The sequence below is a fragment of the Escherichia sp. E4736 genome (assembly GCF_005781225.1).
Taxonomy (GTDB): domain Bacteria; phylum Pseudomonadota; class Gammaproteobacteria; order Enterobacterales; family Enterobacteriaceae; genus Escherichia.
On sequence record NZ_VATT01000015.1, the window covers coordinates 251,161 to 265,757 of the forward strand.

Here is a 14,597-nt window from a genome sequence, read left to right on the forward strand (position 1 = left end):
AAGTCCCCCCCCTCGCACCAATTATCTTTACTTCCTTCCCTGTTTTATCATCCCTGATTCCCGTTCATTATCATCAGCATAACGCCAGAAATAAGCGCCAGGCACGATGGTAGCAAAACGTAATGCCGTAATTGTTTGTGATACAGCATCACCGGCGTCAATACTAATCCCATCAGAATCACAATCCGCCACTGATCCGGCGATAAATCAGCATATGTCAGCCCTGCAATCAGCAATCCCGGCAGCAACACTCCCCAGCCACTGCCCAGCATACGTTGCAACATGGTTTGATCTCTTTTATTGATAATGATAACCAATATCATATGATAATTTTTATCATTTGCAAACCAGAAAAATCCCTTGCTATCGGGTAAACCTATCGCTAGGATTAGCAATCATTATCATTTAGATTACTATCACGATTATGGCCTATCGTTCCGCACCGCTCTATGAAGATGTTATCTGGCGAACGCATCTCAAGCCGCAAGATCCCACGCTTGCACAAGCGGTTCGCGCGACGATCGCCGAACATCGTGAACATTTGCTGGAGTTTATCCGTCTGGATGAACCCGCCCCGCTTAGTGCCATGACGCTGGCGCAATGGTCCTCTCCCAATGCGCTAAGTTCTCTACTGGCGGTCTACTCCGATCATATTTACCGCAATCAACCAATGATGATCCGCGAGAACAAACCGCTAATCTCACTGTGGGCGCAATGGTATATCGGCCTGATGGTGCCGCCATTAATGCTGGCGCTGCTGACGCAGGATAAAGCGTTAGATCTTTCCCCGGAACATTTCCACGTTGAGTTTCACGAAACCGGACGCGCCGCCTGTTTCTGGGTCGATGTGTGTGAAGATAAAAACGCAACATCACATTCGCCACAGCAGCGAATGGAAACGTTAATCAGCCAGGCGCTGGTTCCGGTTGTGCAGGCATTAGAAGCGACAGGTGAAATTAACGGCAAACTTATCTGGAGTAATACCGGTTATTTGATTAACTGGTATCTGACCGAGATGAAGCAGTTGCTTGGCGAGGCGTTAGTTGAATCGCTCCGCCATGCCCTGTTCTTTGAGAAAACGCTCTCCAGCGGCGAAGATAATCCATTGTGGCGCACAGTCGTGCTGCGCGACGGCCTGCTGGTGCGCCGCACCTGTTGCCAGCGTTATCGCTTACCGGATGTGCAACAGTGTGGGGATTGCACGCTGAAATAAGCACACTGCCGGGAGGATAAACCCGGCATTAAGTAGATTAATATGGATGCAACACATTACTTGTTTCTGAAATCCGCATACATAACAGAATATCTGCCGCCTCAAGCAATCCGGCATCAGAACTGACACCCAGTTTCGACATCACATTAAATTTATGCGCGCGGATCGTTTTTATATTCCGTTTAAGCTGTTCAGCAATTTGCGTCATTGAGTAGCCACGCGACATAAACCGTAATATTTCCCTCTCCGTCGGGCTCAGCGTCCGGCTTTGATTAATATACCACTGGTTGTTCAGTCGATCGGTCGCCTGACGCACGCCATTTAATGACAGAAACAGCTCCTGGTGAAAAACATCCAGTGTTGATGCTTTACTTAACACACCATCCATAGGAGAAGGCGATAATGAGCCAATCAATCGCGCTTCAATATCATCATCCGCAATAACCAAACGCCGGGTACGTGGAAATTTGATTGCCAGCTCAGTCAGACAAGATAATCCCTCCCTGCGCTCAGTTCTCATGGCAGAAAAAGAAAAAATGACCGCCGCAAATGAAACCCGCGACATAGCATCCTGAAAAGCCTCCTGGCTGGTGTACGTATAGAGTTTATAAGGATTACCCGCAAACTTTCTGAATAAACTCTCAATACCGATACTGCTCATGACGCACTTTTCTATGAGTGCGACATTTCTCTTCTTAATTCGGTTGTGTTCCATTCCGCGGCATCTCCATAAACAGAAGGCAAGTTAAGTTCCCTTGCCCCCTGTGCGCTATTAATCCATGCATACATCTCAGCGTTACTGTGAATTGCCAGCCGACGCATCGCACTGTTTTTTTGTGCGCTGATGGTTTTATTGCTTTTCTTAAGCAATGAAGCTATTTGGTTGATGCCCCATCCTTTACCTAACAGCCGCAGTACCTTGCGTTCAGAAAGGGTAAGAATCACGGTGCGATAACCAACTTCCTGAATTTCCGGCATTGCAGGCGAAGTCAGCATGGCGCTGATGCGATCTGCATGGACATTGCCGGAACGAACGGTCTTGACCAGATTCTCAATAGGCTCGATATCGGACAGTAACGTCGCAGTTGGACACATAAGCAGCTCCACCGCCTGAGAGTACCAGGCTCGCGAAACCATGAAAACCCAATGAATTTCCCGGTATTGTGAGATCAATGAATAGTAATGTTCACAAACAGAACGCGGATCTTCTGTTTGTCCGGCTAAATCGGCAATAACTAACCCAGCACGACGTAATTGTAATATGGTCAGCTCCTCCGCAGAGGTGCTACTCGTTATATCGTATTCAGGGAGATGGGTCCTCATGACCTCTTTTAACCCTGCCTGCATAACGGGTATTTTACTGATAACAATTCCATTTTTGCAGCATCCTGGCAACATATATCCTCCATATCCACTGTCTATAAATTATGATGGTTTATTCAGGACATTCACCCTTCAAATGACTCCAACAAATTAATAGATTGAGCGAATAATTTATCCTTAGCATTCACTTCATATCAGTTTACCCCAGCCACACAAAAAATCCTTTGTATGTTTCAGGAGACTAGCATCAAATAATAACCTGGAAAAATACCTCTGACACATTTAAAATATCTAAATTATGTTGTTAGAAATACTTAATCAAAACCCTCAAAACCAATCAGTTTAAGATATCATTTAAAATAACGAATAAAAGTTAAATGAAACGCCTTTAGCCAGAATATCAAGAAAAAAACCAATAAAAACTGAAGGATATTTCTTACCCGGTTCCGAAAAAAATGATTTCATCAGTCATTACTCAAACGCGTAAAAATAAAACGATAAATTCATTTTAATGATAATATTCATGAAATTATTTATTCCACTCAAAATTTGCATCGCTTCCCTTCAGCGAACTCATCACCGCAACCAGGATTAATCAGCGCAATTTTGATCTTAACCAACGTCAAAACAGCCATGCTTCGTGATACAAAAGGGTTCTCATTTTTTGAAAAATACGCAACGCGTCTATAACAAAGGGCGAGTTATGCAAACAGAGCAACAGCGAGCCGTTACACGGCTATGTATCCAGTGCGGATTATTTCTTTTACAACATGGTGCGGAAAGTGCGTTGGTTGATGAGCTTTCCTCACGACTGGGTCGGGCGTTAGGGATGGACTGCGTCGAAAGTTCTATCTCTTCGAACGCCATAGTGCTGACCACCATTAAAGATGGTCAATGTCTGACATCTACGCGCAAAAACCACGATCGCGGCATTAATATGCATGTGGTTACTGAGGTACAACACATTGTGATTCTGGCGGAACATAAGCTGCTGGATTACAAAGGTGTTGAGAAACGTTTTAGCCAAATACATCCCCTGCGCTATCCGCGTTGGCTGGTCGCTTTGATGGTGGGACTCTCTTGCGCCTGTTTCTGTAAACTGAATAACGGTGGTTGGGATGGTGCGTTGATTACATTCTTCGCCAGTATGATCGCCATGTATATCCGCCAGCTACTGGCACAACGCCACCTCCATCCACAAATAAACTTTTGCATCACTGCCTTCGCCGCCACCACAATTTCTGGCCTTCTTCTACAACTTCCGACATTCAGTCATACGCCTACTGTGGCAATGGCGGCCAGTGTTCTTTTACTGGTGCCGGGTTTTCCGTTGATAAATGCTGTAGCCGATATGTTTAAAGGTCATATAAATACCGGACTGGCACGCTGGGCGATTGCCAGCCTGCTGACACTGGCAACCTGCGTTGGCGTGGTGATGGCACTCACAATTTGGGGGCTACGCGGATGGGTGTAATCGAATTTCTATTAGCATTAGCGCAGGATATGATTCTCGCGGCAATCCCAGCAGTCGGCTTTGCGATGGTGTTCAACGTGCCAATCCGGGCATTACGCTGGTGTACGCTGCTTGGCGCGATGGGTCATGGTTCGCGAATGATTTTAATGACTACTGGACTCAATATTGAGTGGTCGACGTTTATGGCTTCGCTACTGGTCGGCACCATTGGTATTCAGTGGTCGCGCTGGTATCTGGCGCACCCGAAAGTCTTTACCGTGGCGGCTGTCATTCCGATGTTCCCGGGCATCCCGGCGTATACTGCAATGATTTCAGCGGTAAAAATCAGTCAGTTAGGTTACAGCGAGCCGTTAATGATTACCCTGTTAACTAACTTTCTTACCGCTTCATCAATTGTTGGCGCGTTATCCATCGGTCTTTCCGTTCCTGGATTGTGGTTGTACCGCAAGCGCCCCCGCGTATAAAATTGCCTCGCTTAAAGCACATGGATGAGAGGCTGCCTGGCCTCATCCGTGTGTTACTATAAAAGTAATCTCCCTTCTCGTTCATCGTTCCATATTGAGAAACAGTATGTCCTCCAGAGTTTTGACCCCGGACGTCGTTGGTATTGACGCCCTGGTACACGATCACCAAACCGTTCTGGCAAAAGCAGAAGGCGGCATGGTTGCCGTATTTGCCAACAATGCCCCGGCGTTTTATGCCGTTACGCCCGCGCGTCTTGCTGAACTGCTGGCGTTGGAAGAAAAACTGACGCGTCCGGGAAGTGACGTGGCCCTGGACGATCAACTCTATCAGGAACCGCAAGCCGCCCCCGTTGCCGTACCCATGGGTAAATTCGCCATGTACCCAGACTGGCAACCCGATACCGACTTTATCCGTCAGGCGGCATTATGGGGCGTGGCGCTAAAAGAGCCGGTAACCGCCGAAGAACTGGCGTCATTTATTTCTTATTGGCAGGCGGAAGGCAAAGTCTTCCATCATGTGCAGTGGCAACAAAAACTGGCGCGCAGCCTGCAAATAGGTCGTGCCAGCAATGGCGGATTAACGAAACGAGATGTGAACACAGTCAGTGAACCTGACAGCCAAATTCCACCGGGATTCAGAGGGTAACGATGAAAAACGTTGGCGACCTGATGCAACGTCTGCAAAAAATGATGCCAGCCCATATCAAACCCGCCTTCAAAACGGGTGAAGAACTTCTGGCGTGGCAGAAAGAACAAGGGGCGCTCCGTGCCGCCGCTCTTGAGCGCGAGAATCGGGCGATGAAAATGCAGCGTACCTTTAACCGCTCTGGCATTCGTCCACTGCATCAAAACTGCTCCTTTGAGAACTATCGTGTTGAGTGCGAAGGGCAGATGAATGCGTTGAGCAAAGCGCGCCAGTATGTCGAAGAGTTCGACGGCAACATCGCCAGCTTTATCTTTTCTGGCAAGCCGGGAACGGGTAAAAACCATCTGGCGGCGGCAATCTGCAACGAACTGCTGCTACGCGGTAAATCCGTATTGATCATCACCGTGGCCGATATTATGTCGGCGATGAAAGATACCTTCAGAAATAGCGGTACCAGCGAAGAACAACTGCTTAACGATCTGAGCAACGTTGACCTGCTGGTGATCGATGAGATCGGCGTGCAGACCGAATCGAAATACGAAAAAGTGATCATCAACCAGATCGTCGATCGCCGCTCTTCTTCCAAACGCCCGACCGGGATGCTGACCAACAGCAATATGGACGAGATGACCAAGTTACTGGGCGAACGCGTTATGGATCGTATGCGACTGGGTAACAGTCTGTGGGTTATTTTTAACTGGGAAAGCTATCGTAGCCGGGTAACGGGTAAAGAGTATTAATCCTCCTTTCCGGCGCTATACTGCGACACAATTCCACCTTGAGTAATGATGATGAAAACTATTAAACACCTTCTGTGCTGTGCAATTGCCACCAGCGCATTAATTTCCACCGGGGTGCATGCCGCGTCCTGGAAAGATGCGCTTTCCAGCGCCGCCAGCGAACTTGGCAACCAAAACAGCACCACACAGGAAGGCGGTTGGTCGCTCGCCTCATTAACTAACCTGCTTGGTAGTGGCAACCAAGCGTTAAGCGCAGACAACATGAACAATGCCGCAGGCATTTTGCAATACTGCGCGAAGCAAAAACTGGCTTCAGTTACCGACGCGGAAAACATCAAAAATCAGGTCCTGGAGAAGCTGGGCCTGAACAGCGAAGAACAGAAAGAAGATACCAACTATCTGGATGGCATTCAGGGTTTGCTAAAAACCAAAGATGGTCAGCAGCTTAACCTGGATAACATCGGTACGACGCCTCTGGCTGAAAAGGTAAAAACCAAAGCCTGCGATCTGGTGTTAAAGCAAGGTCTGAACTTTATTTCCTGATCCGCATAACGCCGCGTTTTAGCTATTAACAAACTAACGCGGCCCTTCCCCGCTCTTTTCCCTGTTTCTGGACGTCTTTCCCTCTGTTACACGGGAAGCTTTCTTGCGCAAAAAAGTCTGTTTATAAACTAATTCCTAACAACATCGCATTTTTTTGACACTAGAATTGCAGCTATATGGCAGCACCATTACATTGTGTTTCTCAAAAAATCTTAAACATCGGCTAACCGGCCTGTTTTAGTGAGGATCGCCCGTTGTCAGAACTATTCTCTTTCGCCCTATTTCTCGCCTCTGTGCTGATCTACGCATGGAAAGCGGGACGTAACACCTGGTGGTTTGCCGCCACGTTAACGGTACTGGGGTTATTTGTCGTTTTAAACATTACCCTGTTTGCCAGTGACTATTTTACTGGCGACGGCATTAACGACGCGGTGCTCTATACCTTAACTAACAGCCTGACCGGTGCTGGCGTCAGCAAGTATATCCTGCCGGGAGTGGGTATCGTGCTGGCACTGGCGGTAGTTTTCGGCGCGCTGGGCTGGATCCTACGCCGACGCCGTCATCATCCTCACCATTTTGGCTACAGCCTGCTGGCACTCTTACTGGCGCTGGGTTCTGTGGACGCCAGCCCGGCGTTTCGCCAGATAACGGAGCTGGTAAAATCCCAGTCACGCGACGGCGATCCTGACTTTGCTGCTTATTATAAAGAACCGTCGAAAACCATCCCTGCCCCCAAACTTAACCTGGTTTATATCTATGGTGAGAGTCTGGAGCGGACCTATTTTGATAACGACGCTTTTCCGGACCTCACTCCCGAACTGGGCGCACTGAAAAATGAAGGGCTGGATTTCAGTCATACTCAGCAACTACCAGGAACGGATTACACTATCGCGGGCATGGTGGCGTCTCAGTGCGGGATTCCACTGTTTGCTCCGTTTGAAGGTAACGCCTCTGCCTCGGTTTCCAGCTTCTTCCCGCAGAACATCTGTCTTGGCGATATCCTGAAAAACTCAGGTTATCAGAACTATTTTGTGCAAGGGGCTAACCTGCGTTTTGCGGGTAAAGATGTGTTCCTGAAATCACACGGCTTCGACCATTTGTATGGTGCAGAAGAGCTGAAAAGTGTGGTGGCGGATCCGCATTATCGCAACGACTGGGGATTCTACGACGATACCGTGCTGGATGAAGCGTGGAAAAAGTTTGAAGAGCTTTCCCGCTCTGGTCAGCGATTCTCACTGTTTACTCTGACGGTCGATACCCATCACCCGGATGGTTTTATCTCTCGCACCTGCAACCGCAAAAAATATGATTTTGACGGTAAGCCGAATCAGTCATTCAGTGCGGTAAGTTGCAGCCAGGAGAACATCGCGACGTTTATCAATAAAATCAAAGCGTCACCGTGGTTTAAAGATACCGTCATCGTCGTCTCATCTGACCATTTAGCGATGAACAACACGGCGTGGAAATACCTTAATAAACAGGATCGTAACAACCTGTTTTTCGTCATTCGTGGCGACAAGCCACAGCAAGAGACGCTGGCGGTGAAGCGCAACACCATGGACAACGGCGCTACAGTGCTGGATATTCTTGGTGGCGATAACTTTATCGGCCTTGGGCGTAGTAGCCTCTCTGGTCAATCCATGTCGGAAGTGTTCCTCAACATTAAAGAGAAAGTGCTGGCGTGGAAGCCCGATATCATTCGTCTGTGGAAATTCCCCACCGAGATGAAAGAGTTCACCATCGATCAGAATAAAAACATGATCGCCTTCTCGGGTACCCATTTCCGTCTGCCGCTGCTGTTACGCGTGTCGGATAAACGTGTGGAACCACTGCCAGAAAGTGAATATTCTGCACCACTTCGTTTCCAGTTGGCCGATTTCGCGCCGCGCGACAATTTCGTCTGGGTTGATCGCTGCTACAAGATGGCGCAGCTATGGGCGCCAGAGTTGGCTCTCTCCACTGACTGGTGTGTTTCCCAGGGGCAGCTTGGTGGTCAGCAAATTGTTCAACATGTTGATAAAACGACGTGGAAGGGCAAAACCGTATTTAAAGATACCGTCATCGATATGGAACGCTACAAAGGCAATGTCGATACGCTGAAGATTGTCGATAACGATATTCGCTACAAAGCCGACAGTTTCATTTTTAACGTCGCAGGTGCACCGGAAGAAGTGAAACAGTTTAGCGGGATTTCCCGTCCGGAGTCGTGGGGACGCTGGTCCAACGCGCAGCTGGGCGATGAAGTGAAAATCGAGTACAAACATCCTCTGCCGAAGAAATTTGACCTGGTGATCACCGCCAAAGCATACGGTAATAACGCCAGCCGTCCCATTCCGGTACGCGTAGGCAACGAAGAACAAACCATCGTGCTGGACAATGAAGTGACCACCACCACGCTGCATTTCGAGAACCCAACCGATGCCGACACGCTGGTAATTGTTCCGCCAGAACCTGTCTCAACCAACGAAGGGAATATTCTCGGCCATTCGCCGCGTAAGCTCGGCATTGGTATGGTGGAAATCAAAGTGGTGGCGCGTGAAGGGTAATCACTGACTGATTTGTAGGTTAGATAAGACGCGCAAGCGTCGCATCCAACATTGAGTACATAATGCCGGATGCGACGAAAACGCCTTCTCCGACCTACAAAACATTATTGAAAACAGAAAAAACAGCGCCCAACATTTCCCCGGGCGCTGCATGGCAACTCGATTATCAGAAAGTAATTACGCCCTTAATCAACTCACGATTGTTAATCACATCGCGCTCATAGATTTCTGCCAGCGTGGCGAACGGATAGCGATGGGTTAACATCATGTCGGCAGTGATTTTCCCTTCCGCCATCAGCCGCCCGACTTTCGCGAAATCTTCCGGCGTGGCATTTCGGCTACCCATCATCGTCGTTTCTTTTTTATGGAATTCCGGATCGGAGAACTGCAACTCGCCTTTAAACAGACCGACAAAGACCACCGTGCCGCCGTGACGAATCAGATTCACGGTGTTATTCATCGCATGTTGATTACCTGTCGCGTCGATTACTTTCAGCGCCAGCGAACCGCCAAACTGCGCTCGCAGCTGCGCGTCAAAATCCTCGGCTGACGGGTCCAGCACGGGTAACTCCAGACGCGTTGCCACATGCTCACGCCGCGCCGGACTGGTGTCCGCCACCACCACCTGTGCGCCATCGGCTTTAGCGATTGCTGCCGCGCCCAGACCAATTGGCCCCGCCCCGACCACCAGCACCTGCTCACCAGGCGCAATTGCTGCGCGACGAACTGCATGAGCACTAATAGCGAAAGGTTCAATCAACGCTGCCGCCTGCGGATCAATACCATCGGCAGGCAAAATGTTCGCCTCCGGCACGCTCAAATACTCACAAAAACCGCCATCCTGATGCACGCCAATGACCGAAATTTTCTCACAGCAATTGGTGCGACCACTTTTACACGCAGGGCATTCCTGACACGCAACATAAGGGATAACCGCAACTTGCTGACCATTTTTAAGATCAGCAATATTTTTTCCCAATCCAACAATCTCCCCACATATTTCATGGCCTAAAACGCGTGGATAACTAAAAAATGGTTGATTTCCACCCCAGGCATGAATATCGGTACCACAAATCCCAACAGACTTAATTTTTATTAATGCTTCTTCGTTACCAGGAATAGGCATTTCACGTTGTTTCCAGACTAACTCCTTTGGTTTCTGACAAATTAATATATTTATCTTAGACATGATTCCGTTCTCCATTTTTTCATTTTCTTAGATATTTATAAAAATAAAAAACACCTGCGCAACGTAAAATCCATTTTGTGAAAACACACACATAAAAATGTTTTAAATCGGGTTTTAATGGCGCGACAAGGAGGAAAATATGAGTCGTTCGAAAAATTTACGCCACAATGTGATTAACCAGTTCATTGATGATATGGCACGTGGGTATATCCCTTCCCCACTCCCTTCGCAAAGCGCACTGGCGGAAATGTACAGTGTCAGTCGAACTACGGTGCGTCATATTCTTAGCCATTTACACCAATGCGGTGTCATTATCCTGTCAGGAAACGAATACGTCATCGCGCGTAAACCTGATCATAACGACGGATTTGCCTCTACTACTACTTTGATGAATGAACAAAATAAAGTATTTGAGCAGTTTTTTTTTACGATGATAAATCAGCGTCAGTTACTCCTTGGGGAAACTTTTTCTGAGCTACAACTGGCACGAGCGGCGGGAGTTAGCTCAATGACAGCAAGGAAATATATTTCAAAATTATGGTGTTATAACTTTATTCAAAGTGAAAAACGCGGCCAGTGGAGCATGAAGCAATTCGACCAGTCCTACGCCGAACAGCTTTTTGAACTGCGTGAAATGCTTGAAACGCACTCAATTAAGCATTTTCTCAACCTGCCTGATAATGATCCACGCTGGTTGGAGGCAAAAACCATGCTCGAACGTCACCGGACGCTACGGGACAACATCGGCAGCAGCTTTCGCATGTTCTCACAACTGGACAGAGATTTTCACGCCCTACTTCTTTCAGCGACCGAGAATATCTTTTTTGACCACTCGTTTGAAATAATCTCAGTTATCTTTCATTTTCATCTGCAATGGGATGAAAGCGATCTCAAGCAGCGCAATATTATTGCTATAGATGAACATATGACCATTCTATGCGCTTTGATATGTCGCAGCAATCTGGATGCCATTATCACACTACGTAGCCATTTAAATTCAGCCAAACAATCGATGATTCGCTCCATCAATAAGAACAAACGGTTCCCTCATTAAGTACAGATTAAAAACAGCAAACCATTAGCTTGTGCACGGTTTTATCAAAATATAAACACAGCAAAATTCCCGCTTACTTATTCTCACAATCAGTCGACTATAAATATTTTTGTGAGCGGTAGTGAAAGCCTAAAGCTTTCATCTGCCATTAATATCAACCTTGCGCAATATATTATTACGCAAACGATTAAATATAAACACAGGAGTCCGGCGTGAAAAAAGGAAATATTAACCTCGCACCACGCTCTTCGTTTAGTTCGTTATCGGAAGATATACCTGAGCAGCCAGAGAAATTAGTTCAATGCAGCCCCCGAATTAAACGCATCAGAACCATCGCCATGTTTTTGTTATTTGTTGCAGCGGTAATAAACTTTCTTGATCGCAGCTCGCTGTCAGTTGCGAATTTAACTATTCGTCAAGAACTGGGGTTAAACGCCACCGAAATTGGTGCGTTGCTCTCTGTGTTTTCGCTCTCTTACGGGATTGGGCAGTTGCCCAGCGGCGTGCTGCTGGACCGTAAAGGCCCCCGACTGATACTTGGGCTGGGGATGATCGTCTGGTCGCTGTTCCAGTCAATGTCTGGCCTGGTACACAACTTCACACAGTTTGTGCTGGTACGTATTGGTATGGGACTCGGTGAAGCACCGATGAACCCGTGTGGTGTCAAAGTCATTAACGACTGGTTCAACATCAAAGAGCGTGGGCGTCCTATGGGCTTTTTCAACGCAGCCTCCGTCCTTGGCATTGCCTTAAGCCCACCGATTCTGGCAGCGATGATGCTGGCCATCGGCTGGCGTGGAATGTTTATTTCCATTGGCACACTGGGCATTTTTCTCGCCATCGCCTGGTTTATGCTCTATCGCAACCGCGAGCAGATAACACTGACCGCCGTTGAACAAACCTATCTTAACAGCGGTAGCGTCAATACCCGCCGCGATCCACTCAATTTTGCCGAATGGCGCAGCCTGTTTCGTAACCGCACAATGTGGGGAATGATGCTCGGTTTCAGTGGTATGAACTATGCAGGGTGGCTGTACATTGCCTGGTTGCCAGGTTACCTGCAAACAGTCTATCACCTGGATTTAAAAAGCACCGGTTTGATGGCGGCAATACCTTTTATGTTTGGGGGAACAGGGATGCTGCTCAACGGATATGCGACCGACTGGCTGGTCAAAAGAGGGATGGATCCGATTAAGAATCGTAAGATATGTATTGTTACTGGGATGTTCTGTTCAGCCTCCTTTACTCTGGTAGTACCGCAAGCGACAACGCCCATGACAGCGGTTCTACTGATTGGCATGGCGCTGTTCTTCCTGCACTTTGCCGGAACATCCGGCTGGGGGCTGGTCCACGTAGCAGTAGCTTCTCGCATGGCTGCGACGGTGGGTAGTATCCAGAACTTTGCCAGCTTCATCTGCGCCTCTTTCGCGCCAGTTGTTACCGGTTTCATTGTTGATACCACCAACTCGTTTCGCCTGGCATTGATTATCTGCGGTTGTGTCACAGCGGCAGGTGCGCTGGCGTACATCTTCATGGTGCATCAGCCAATTAGCGATCCACATAAAGAGTAATTTTCCCTTGCCCGATAAGTCATCGCTTATCGGGCATTTTTCATGGCGATTAAAACGTTTCCCAGTTATCCCCGCTATCAGCGACGACAATTTTGCGCGACACTACCGGCAACGCTGCGTTTACCACTGGCAAAGCTTCATACTGATGCTGTTGCGTTTGCTGTATACGGAACACCGCTACGGCTTCGGTCAGACGGCTGGCCTGCTCTTCCAGCGCGGCGGCAGCGGCAGCAGACTCTTCCACTAACGCGGCGTTCTGTTGCGTTACCCTATCCATTTCGACAACCGCTAAACCAACCTGATCAATGCCACGGCTTTGCTCATCAGAGGCTGAAGCGATTTCTCCCATAATGTCAGTAACGCGTGTTACGGCGCTGACAATCTCTGTCATGGTTTCCCCGGCACTTTCGACCTGCGTAGATCCGACATCCACTTTACTTACGGAGTCTTCAATCAAGCTTTTAATTTCACGGGCCGCCTGGGCGCTACGCTGCGCCAGGTTACGCACTTCCCCCGCAACTACCGCAAAACCACGCCCTTGCTCGCCCGCGCGCGCCGCTTCAACCGCCGCGTTCAAAGCCAGAATATTGGTCTGGAAGGCAATACCATCGATAACGCTGATAATATCGGCAATCTTCTGCGAACTGGTGGAGATATCGCGCATCGTCTGTACCACGTTATCCACTACCTTGCCACCACGTTGCGCGGTTTCAGAAGCACTTAAGGCCAAATGACTGGCCTGACGCGCGTTCTCGGCGTTCTGTTTCACCGTTGCAGTCAGTTGCTCCATGCTGGCCGCCGTCTCTTCCAGTGAAGCCGCTTGCTGCTCAGTACGTGATGAGAGATCGTTATTACCCGTGGCAATTTCGCTGACACCGCTATAAATGGCATTAGCACCGTTACGTACATCTCCGACAGTACGCATCAGTTCACTTTGCATATGGCGCAAACTCTGAGCCAGTTGTCCTACTTCGTTAGAACCATCCACCTCAATGGGTTTTACCAAATCCCCGCCAGCAATATGACAAATGCTTTCGATCAGGCGATTCATTGGTGCTACCAGCGAGGCTTTAATACCAAACCAGACGGCCACAATGACGGCTAACACGGCGATCAACACGCCCACCAGCACCCACATCGCCTGGTTGTAGGAAGCATTATTATCGCTGACGGCAATATCGTAGAGACGATCGTTTTGCTCCATATAAGCCATATACAGCTTCTCGAAACCGTCCTGATATCCCTGAGTTGGCTGATCAAAGAACTCATTGATTTTGCCTGCGCCTAACAGCTGGATCAGCTCCGCCAGCGCATTGTGGTAAATATCGTAATTACGTTTGATTTCCGCCGCTGCGGCTGTGCTCTGACGCGGGTCACGCGGCAACGCTTCGTAGTCCGCCCAGTTTTTTTCCGCTTGCTTCAGCGAAATACTGGCACTCTGCATCAGCTCGGCGACGGTTGAACCGCTGCCAATATTGTTCTGATCCATCATGTAGCGGATACCCGCGCGGTTGAGAGTGTTACGTGTCTGCAACAACGCGACCCAGCTGCCATTCAGCGTGGATTGCTGCTGACGAATGGTTTGTAAAACGGAGAAATTTTCTTTGTCATTTTTTAAGGCATTAAAGAACAAACCGCCTGATGTCAGTTGTAAAAGGCCAAAAACGGCCAAAACCAGCAATAAGCTGGTCACGATCTTAATACGTTTAAACATGGTTTCTCTTCCCTCCAGACCTGATACTCAGGTTGTCGGCCTGGTGGTAGAAAACTTTATGATCTGGAGCGGTGTTGAGCGTTTTTTTGTCGCTGCGTACTTACATTTTTTATGAGGGTC

14 protein-coding genes are annotated in these 14,597 nt (G+C 48.4%); 9 read left to right on the forward strand and 5 right to left on the reverse strand.

The window, feature by feature from the left end; genetic code table 11:
* Positions 1–47 precede the first annotated feature (47 nt).
* The gene (locus FEK46_RS12400) at positions 48–284 is read right to left on the reverse strand and encodes a DUF1435 domain-containing protein (RefSeq protein WP_130204766.1); all 237 of its coding nucleotides are present in this window, start codon (positions 282–284) and stop codon (positions 48–50) included.
* A gap of 140 nt (positions 285–424) precedes the next feature.
* On the opposite strand from FEK46_RS12400, the gene fhuF reads away from it, so the two are divergent.
* Complete coding sequence (fhuF, locus tag FEK46_RS12405; protein WP_130204764.1) at positions 425–1,213, forward strand: siderophore-iron reductase FhuF; 789 nt, start codon at positions 425–427, stop codon at positions 1,211–1,213.
* Between the two features lie 37 nt (positions 1,214–1,250).
* Here the strand turns inward: fhuF and bglJ are convergent, their stop codons facing one another.
* Positions 1,251–1,928 carry a DNA-binding transcriptional activator BglJ gene (gene bglJ / locus FEK46_RS12410; RefSeq protein WP_135560106.1) on the reverse strand — a complete coding sequence of 226 codons (678 nt, stop codon included), beginning with the start codon at positions 1,926–1,928 and terminating at the stop codon, positions 1,251–1,253.
* Positions 1,886–2,611, reverse strand: coding sequence for a response regulator transcription factor (locus tag FEK46_RS12415; protein ID WP_130204760.1), 726 nt, complete (start codon positions 2,609–2,611; stop codon positions 1,886–1,888). Before FEK46_RS12415 ends, bglJ begins: the two co-directional genes overlap by 43 nt.
* 628 nt (positions 2,612–3,239) lie before the next feature.
* On the opposite strand from FEK46_RS12415, the gene FEK46_RS12420 reads away from it, so the two are divergent.
* From FEK46_RS12420 to opgB, 6 genes are all read left to right on the forward strand, one after another.
* Positions 3,240–4,010 (forward strand): threonine/serine exporter ThrE family protein, encoded by a 771-nt coding sequence (locus tag FEK46_RS12420; RefSeq protein WP_130204758.1) that lies wholly within the window; start codon positions 3,240–3,242, stop codon positions 4,008–4,010.
* Entirely contained in the window at positions 4,001–4,474 is a 474-nt protein-coding gene (locus tag FEK46_RS12425) for a threonine/serine exporter (protein WP_135408847.1), read from the forward strand. Before FEK46_RS12420 ends, FEK46_RS12425 begins: the two co-directional genes overlap by 10 nt.
* A 106-nt stretch (positions 4,475–4,580) precedes the next feature.
* Positions 4,581–5,120, forward strand: a complete 540-nt coding sequence (dnaT, locus tag FEK46_RS12430) for a primosomal protein DnaT (RefSeq protein WP_130259582.1) — start codon at positions 4,581–4,583, stop codon at positions 5,118–5,120.
* 2 nt (positions 5,121–5,122) lie between these two features.
* A complete protein-coding gene (gene dnaC / locus FEK46_RS12435) occupies positions 5,123–5,860 on the forward strand; it encodes a DNA replication protein DnaC (RefSeq protein ID WP_130204755.1) in 738 nt (245 codons plus the stop codon).
* Between the two features lie 48 nt (positions 5,861–5,908).
* Positions 5,909–6,403, forward strand: a complete 495-nt coding sequence (yjjA, locus tag FEK46_RS12440) for a DUF2501 domain-containing protein YjjA (protein WP_135404049.1) — start codon at positions 5,909–5,911, stop codon at positions 6,401–6,403.
* A gap of 254 nt (positions 6,404–6,657) precedes the next feature.
* A complete protein-coding gene (opgB, locus tag FEK46_RS12445; RefSeq protein WP_135408845.1) occupies positions 6,658–8,949 on the forward strand; it encodes a phosphatidylglycerol--membrane-oligosaccharide glycerophosphotransferase in 2,292 nt (763 codons plus the stop codon).
* Positions 8,950–9,115: 166 nt separating this feature from the next.
* Here opgB and lgoD read toward each other — a convergent pair whose 3' ends face one another.
* Positions 9,116–10,138: an L-galactonate oxidoreductase gene (gene lgoD / locus FEK46_RS12450; protein WP_135560107.1), complete on the reverse strand. Its 1,023-nt coding sequence runs from the start codon at positions 10,136–10,138 to the stop codon at positions 9,116–9,118.
* Positions 10,139–10,277: 139 nt separating this feature from the next.
* Here lgoD and FEK46_RS12455 point away from each other — a divergent pair, with 139 nt between their 5' ends.
* Both FEK46_RS12455 and FEK46_RS12460 read left to right on the forward strand, forming a co-directional pair.
* Positions 10,278–11,192, forward strand: a complete 915-nt coding sequence (locus FEK46_RS12455; protein ID WP_135560108.1) for a GntR family transcriptional regulator — start codon at positions 10,278–10,280, stop codon at positions 11,190–11,192.
* A 212-nt stretch (positions 11,193–11,404) separates the two neighbouring features.
* A complete protein-coding gene (locus tag FEK46_RS12460; protein ID WP_135408840.1) occupies positions 11,405–12,763 on the forward strand; it encodes an MFS transporter in 1,359 nt (452 codons plus the stop codon).
* Positions 12,764–12,812: 49 nt separating this feature from the next.
* Here FEK46_RS12460 and tsr read toward each other — a convergent pair whose 3' ends face one another.
* Positions 12,813–14,477, reverse strand: a complete 1,665-nt coding sequence (gene tsr / locus FEK46_RS12465) for a methyl-accepting chemotaxis protein (protein WP_135560109.1) — start codon at positions 14,475–14,477, stop codon at positions 12,813–12,815.
* Positions 14,478–14,597: the final 120 nt, after the last annotated feature.

Bases quoted from the DNA above. Each gene is read 5' to 3' on its own strand.
- FEK46_RS12400 (WP_130204766.1), bottom strand. From the start codon at position 284: ATGTTGCAACGTATGCTGGGCAGTGGCTGGGGAGTGTTGCTGCCGGGA.
- fhuF (WP_130204764.1), top strand. From the start codon at position 425: ATGGCCTATCGTTCCGCACCGCTCTATGAAGATGTTATCTGGCGAACG.
- bglJ (WP_135560106.1), bottom strand. From the start codon at position 1,928: ATGGAACACAACCGAATTAAGAAGAGAAATGTCGCACTCATAGAAAAG.
- FEK46_RS12415 (WP_130204760.1), bottom strand. From the start codon at position 2,611: ATGTTGCCAGGATGCTGCAAAAATGGAATTGTTATCAGTAAAATACCC.
- FEK46_RS12420 (WP_130204758.1), top strand. From the start codon at position 3,240: ATGCAAACAGAGCAACAGCGAGCCGTTACACGGCTATGTATCCAGTGC.
- FEK46_RS12425 (WP_135408847.1), top strand. From the start codon at position 4,001: ATGGGTGTAATCGAATTTCTATTAGCATTAGCGCAGGATATGATTCTC.
- dnaT (WP_130259582.1), top strand. From the start codon at position 4,581: ATGTCCTCCAGAGTTTTGACCCCGGACGTCGTTGGTATTGACGCCCTG.
- dnaC (WP_130204755.1), top strand. From the start codon at position 5,123: ATGAAAAACGTTGGCGACCTGATGCAACGTCTGCAAAAAATGATGCCA.
- yjjA (WP_135404049.1), top strand. From the start codon at position 5,909: ATGATGAAAACTATTAAACACCTTCTGTGCTGTGCAATTGCCACCAGC.
- lgoD (WP_135560107.1), bottom strand. From the start codon at position 10,138: ATGTCTAAGATAAATATATTAATTTGTCAGAAACCAAAGGAGTTAGTC.
- FEK46_RS12455 (WP_135560108.1), top strand. From the start codon at position 10,278: ATGAGTCGTTCGAAAAATTTACGCCACAATGTGATTAACCAGTTCATT.
- tsr (WP_135560109.1), bottom strand. From the start codon at position 14,477: ATGTTTAAACGTATTAAGATCGTGACCAGCTTATTGCTGGTTTTGGCC.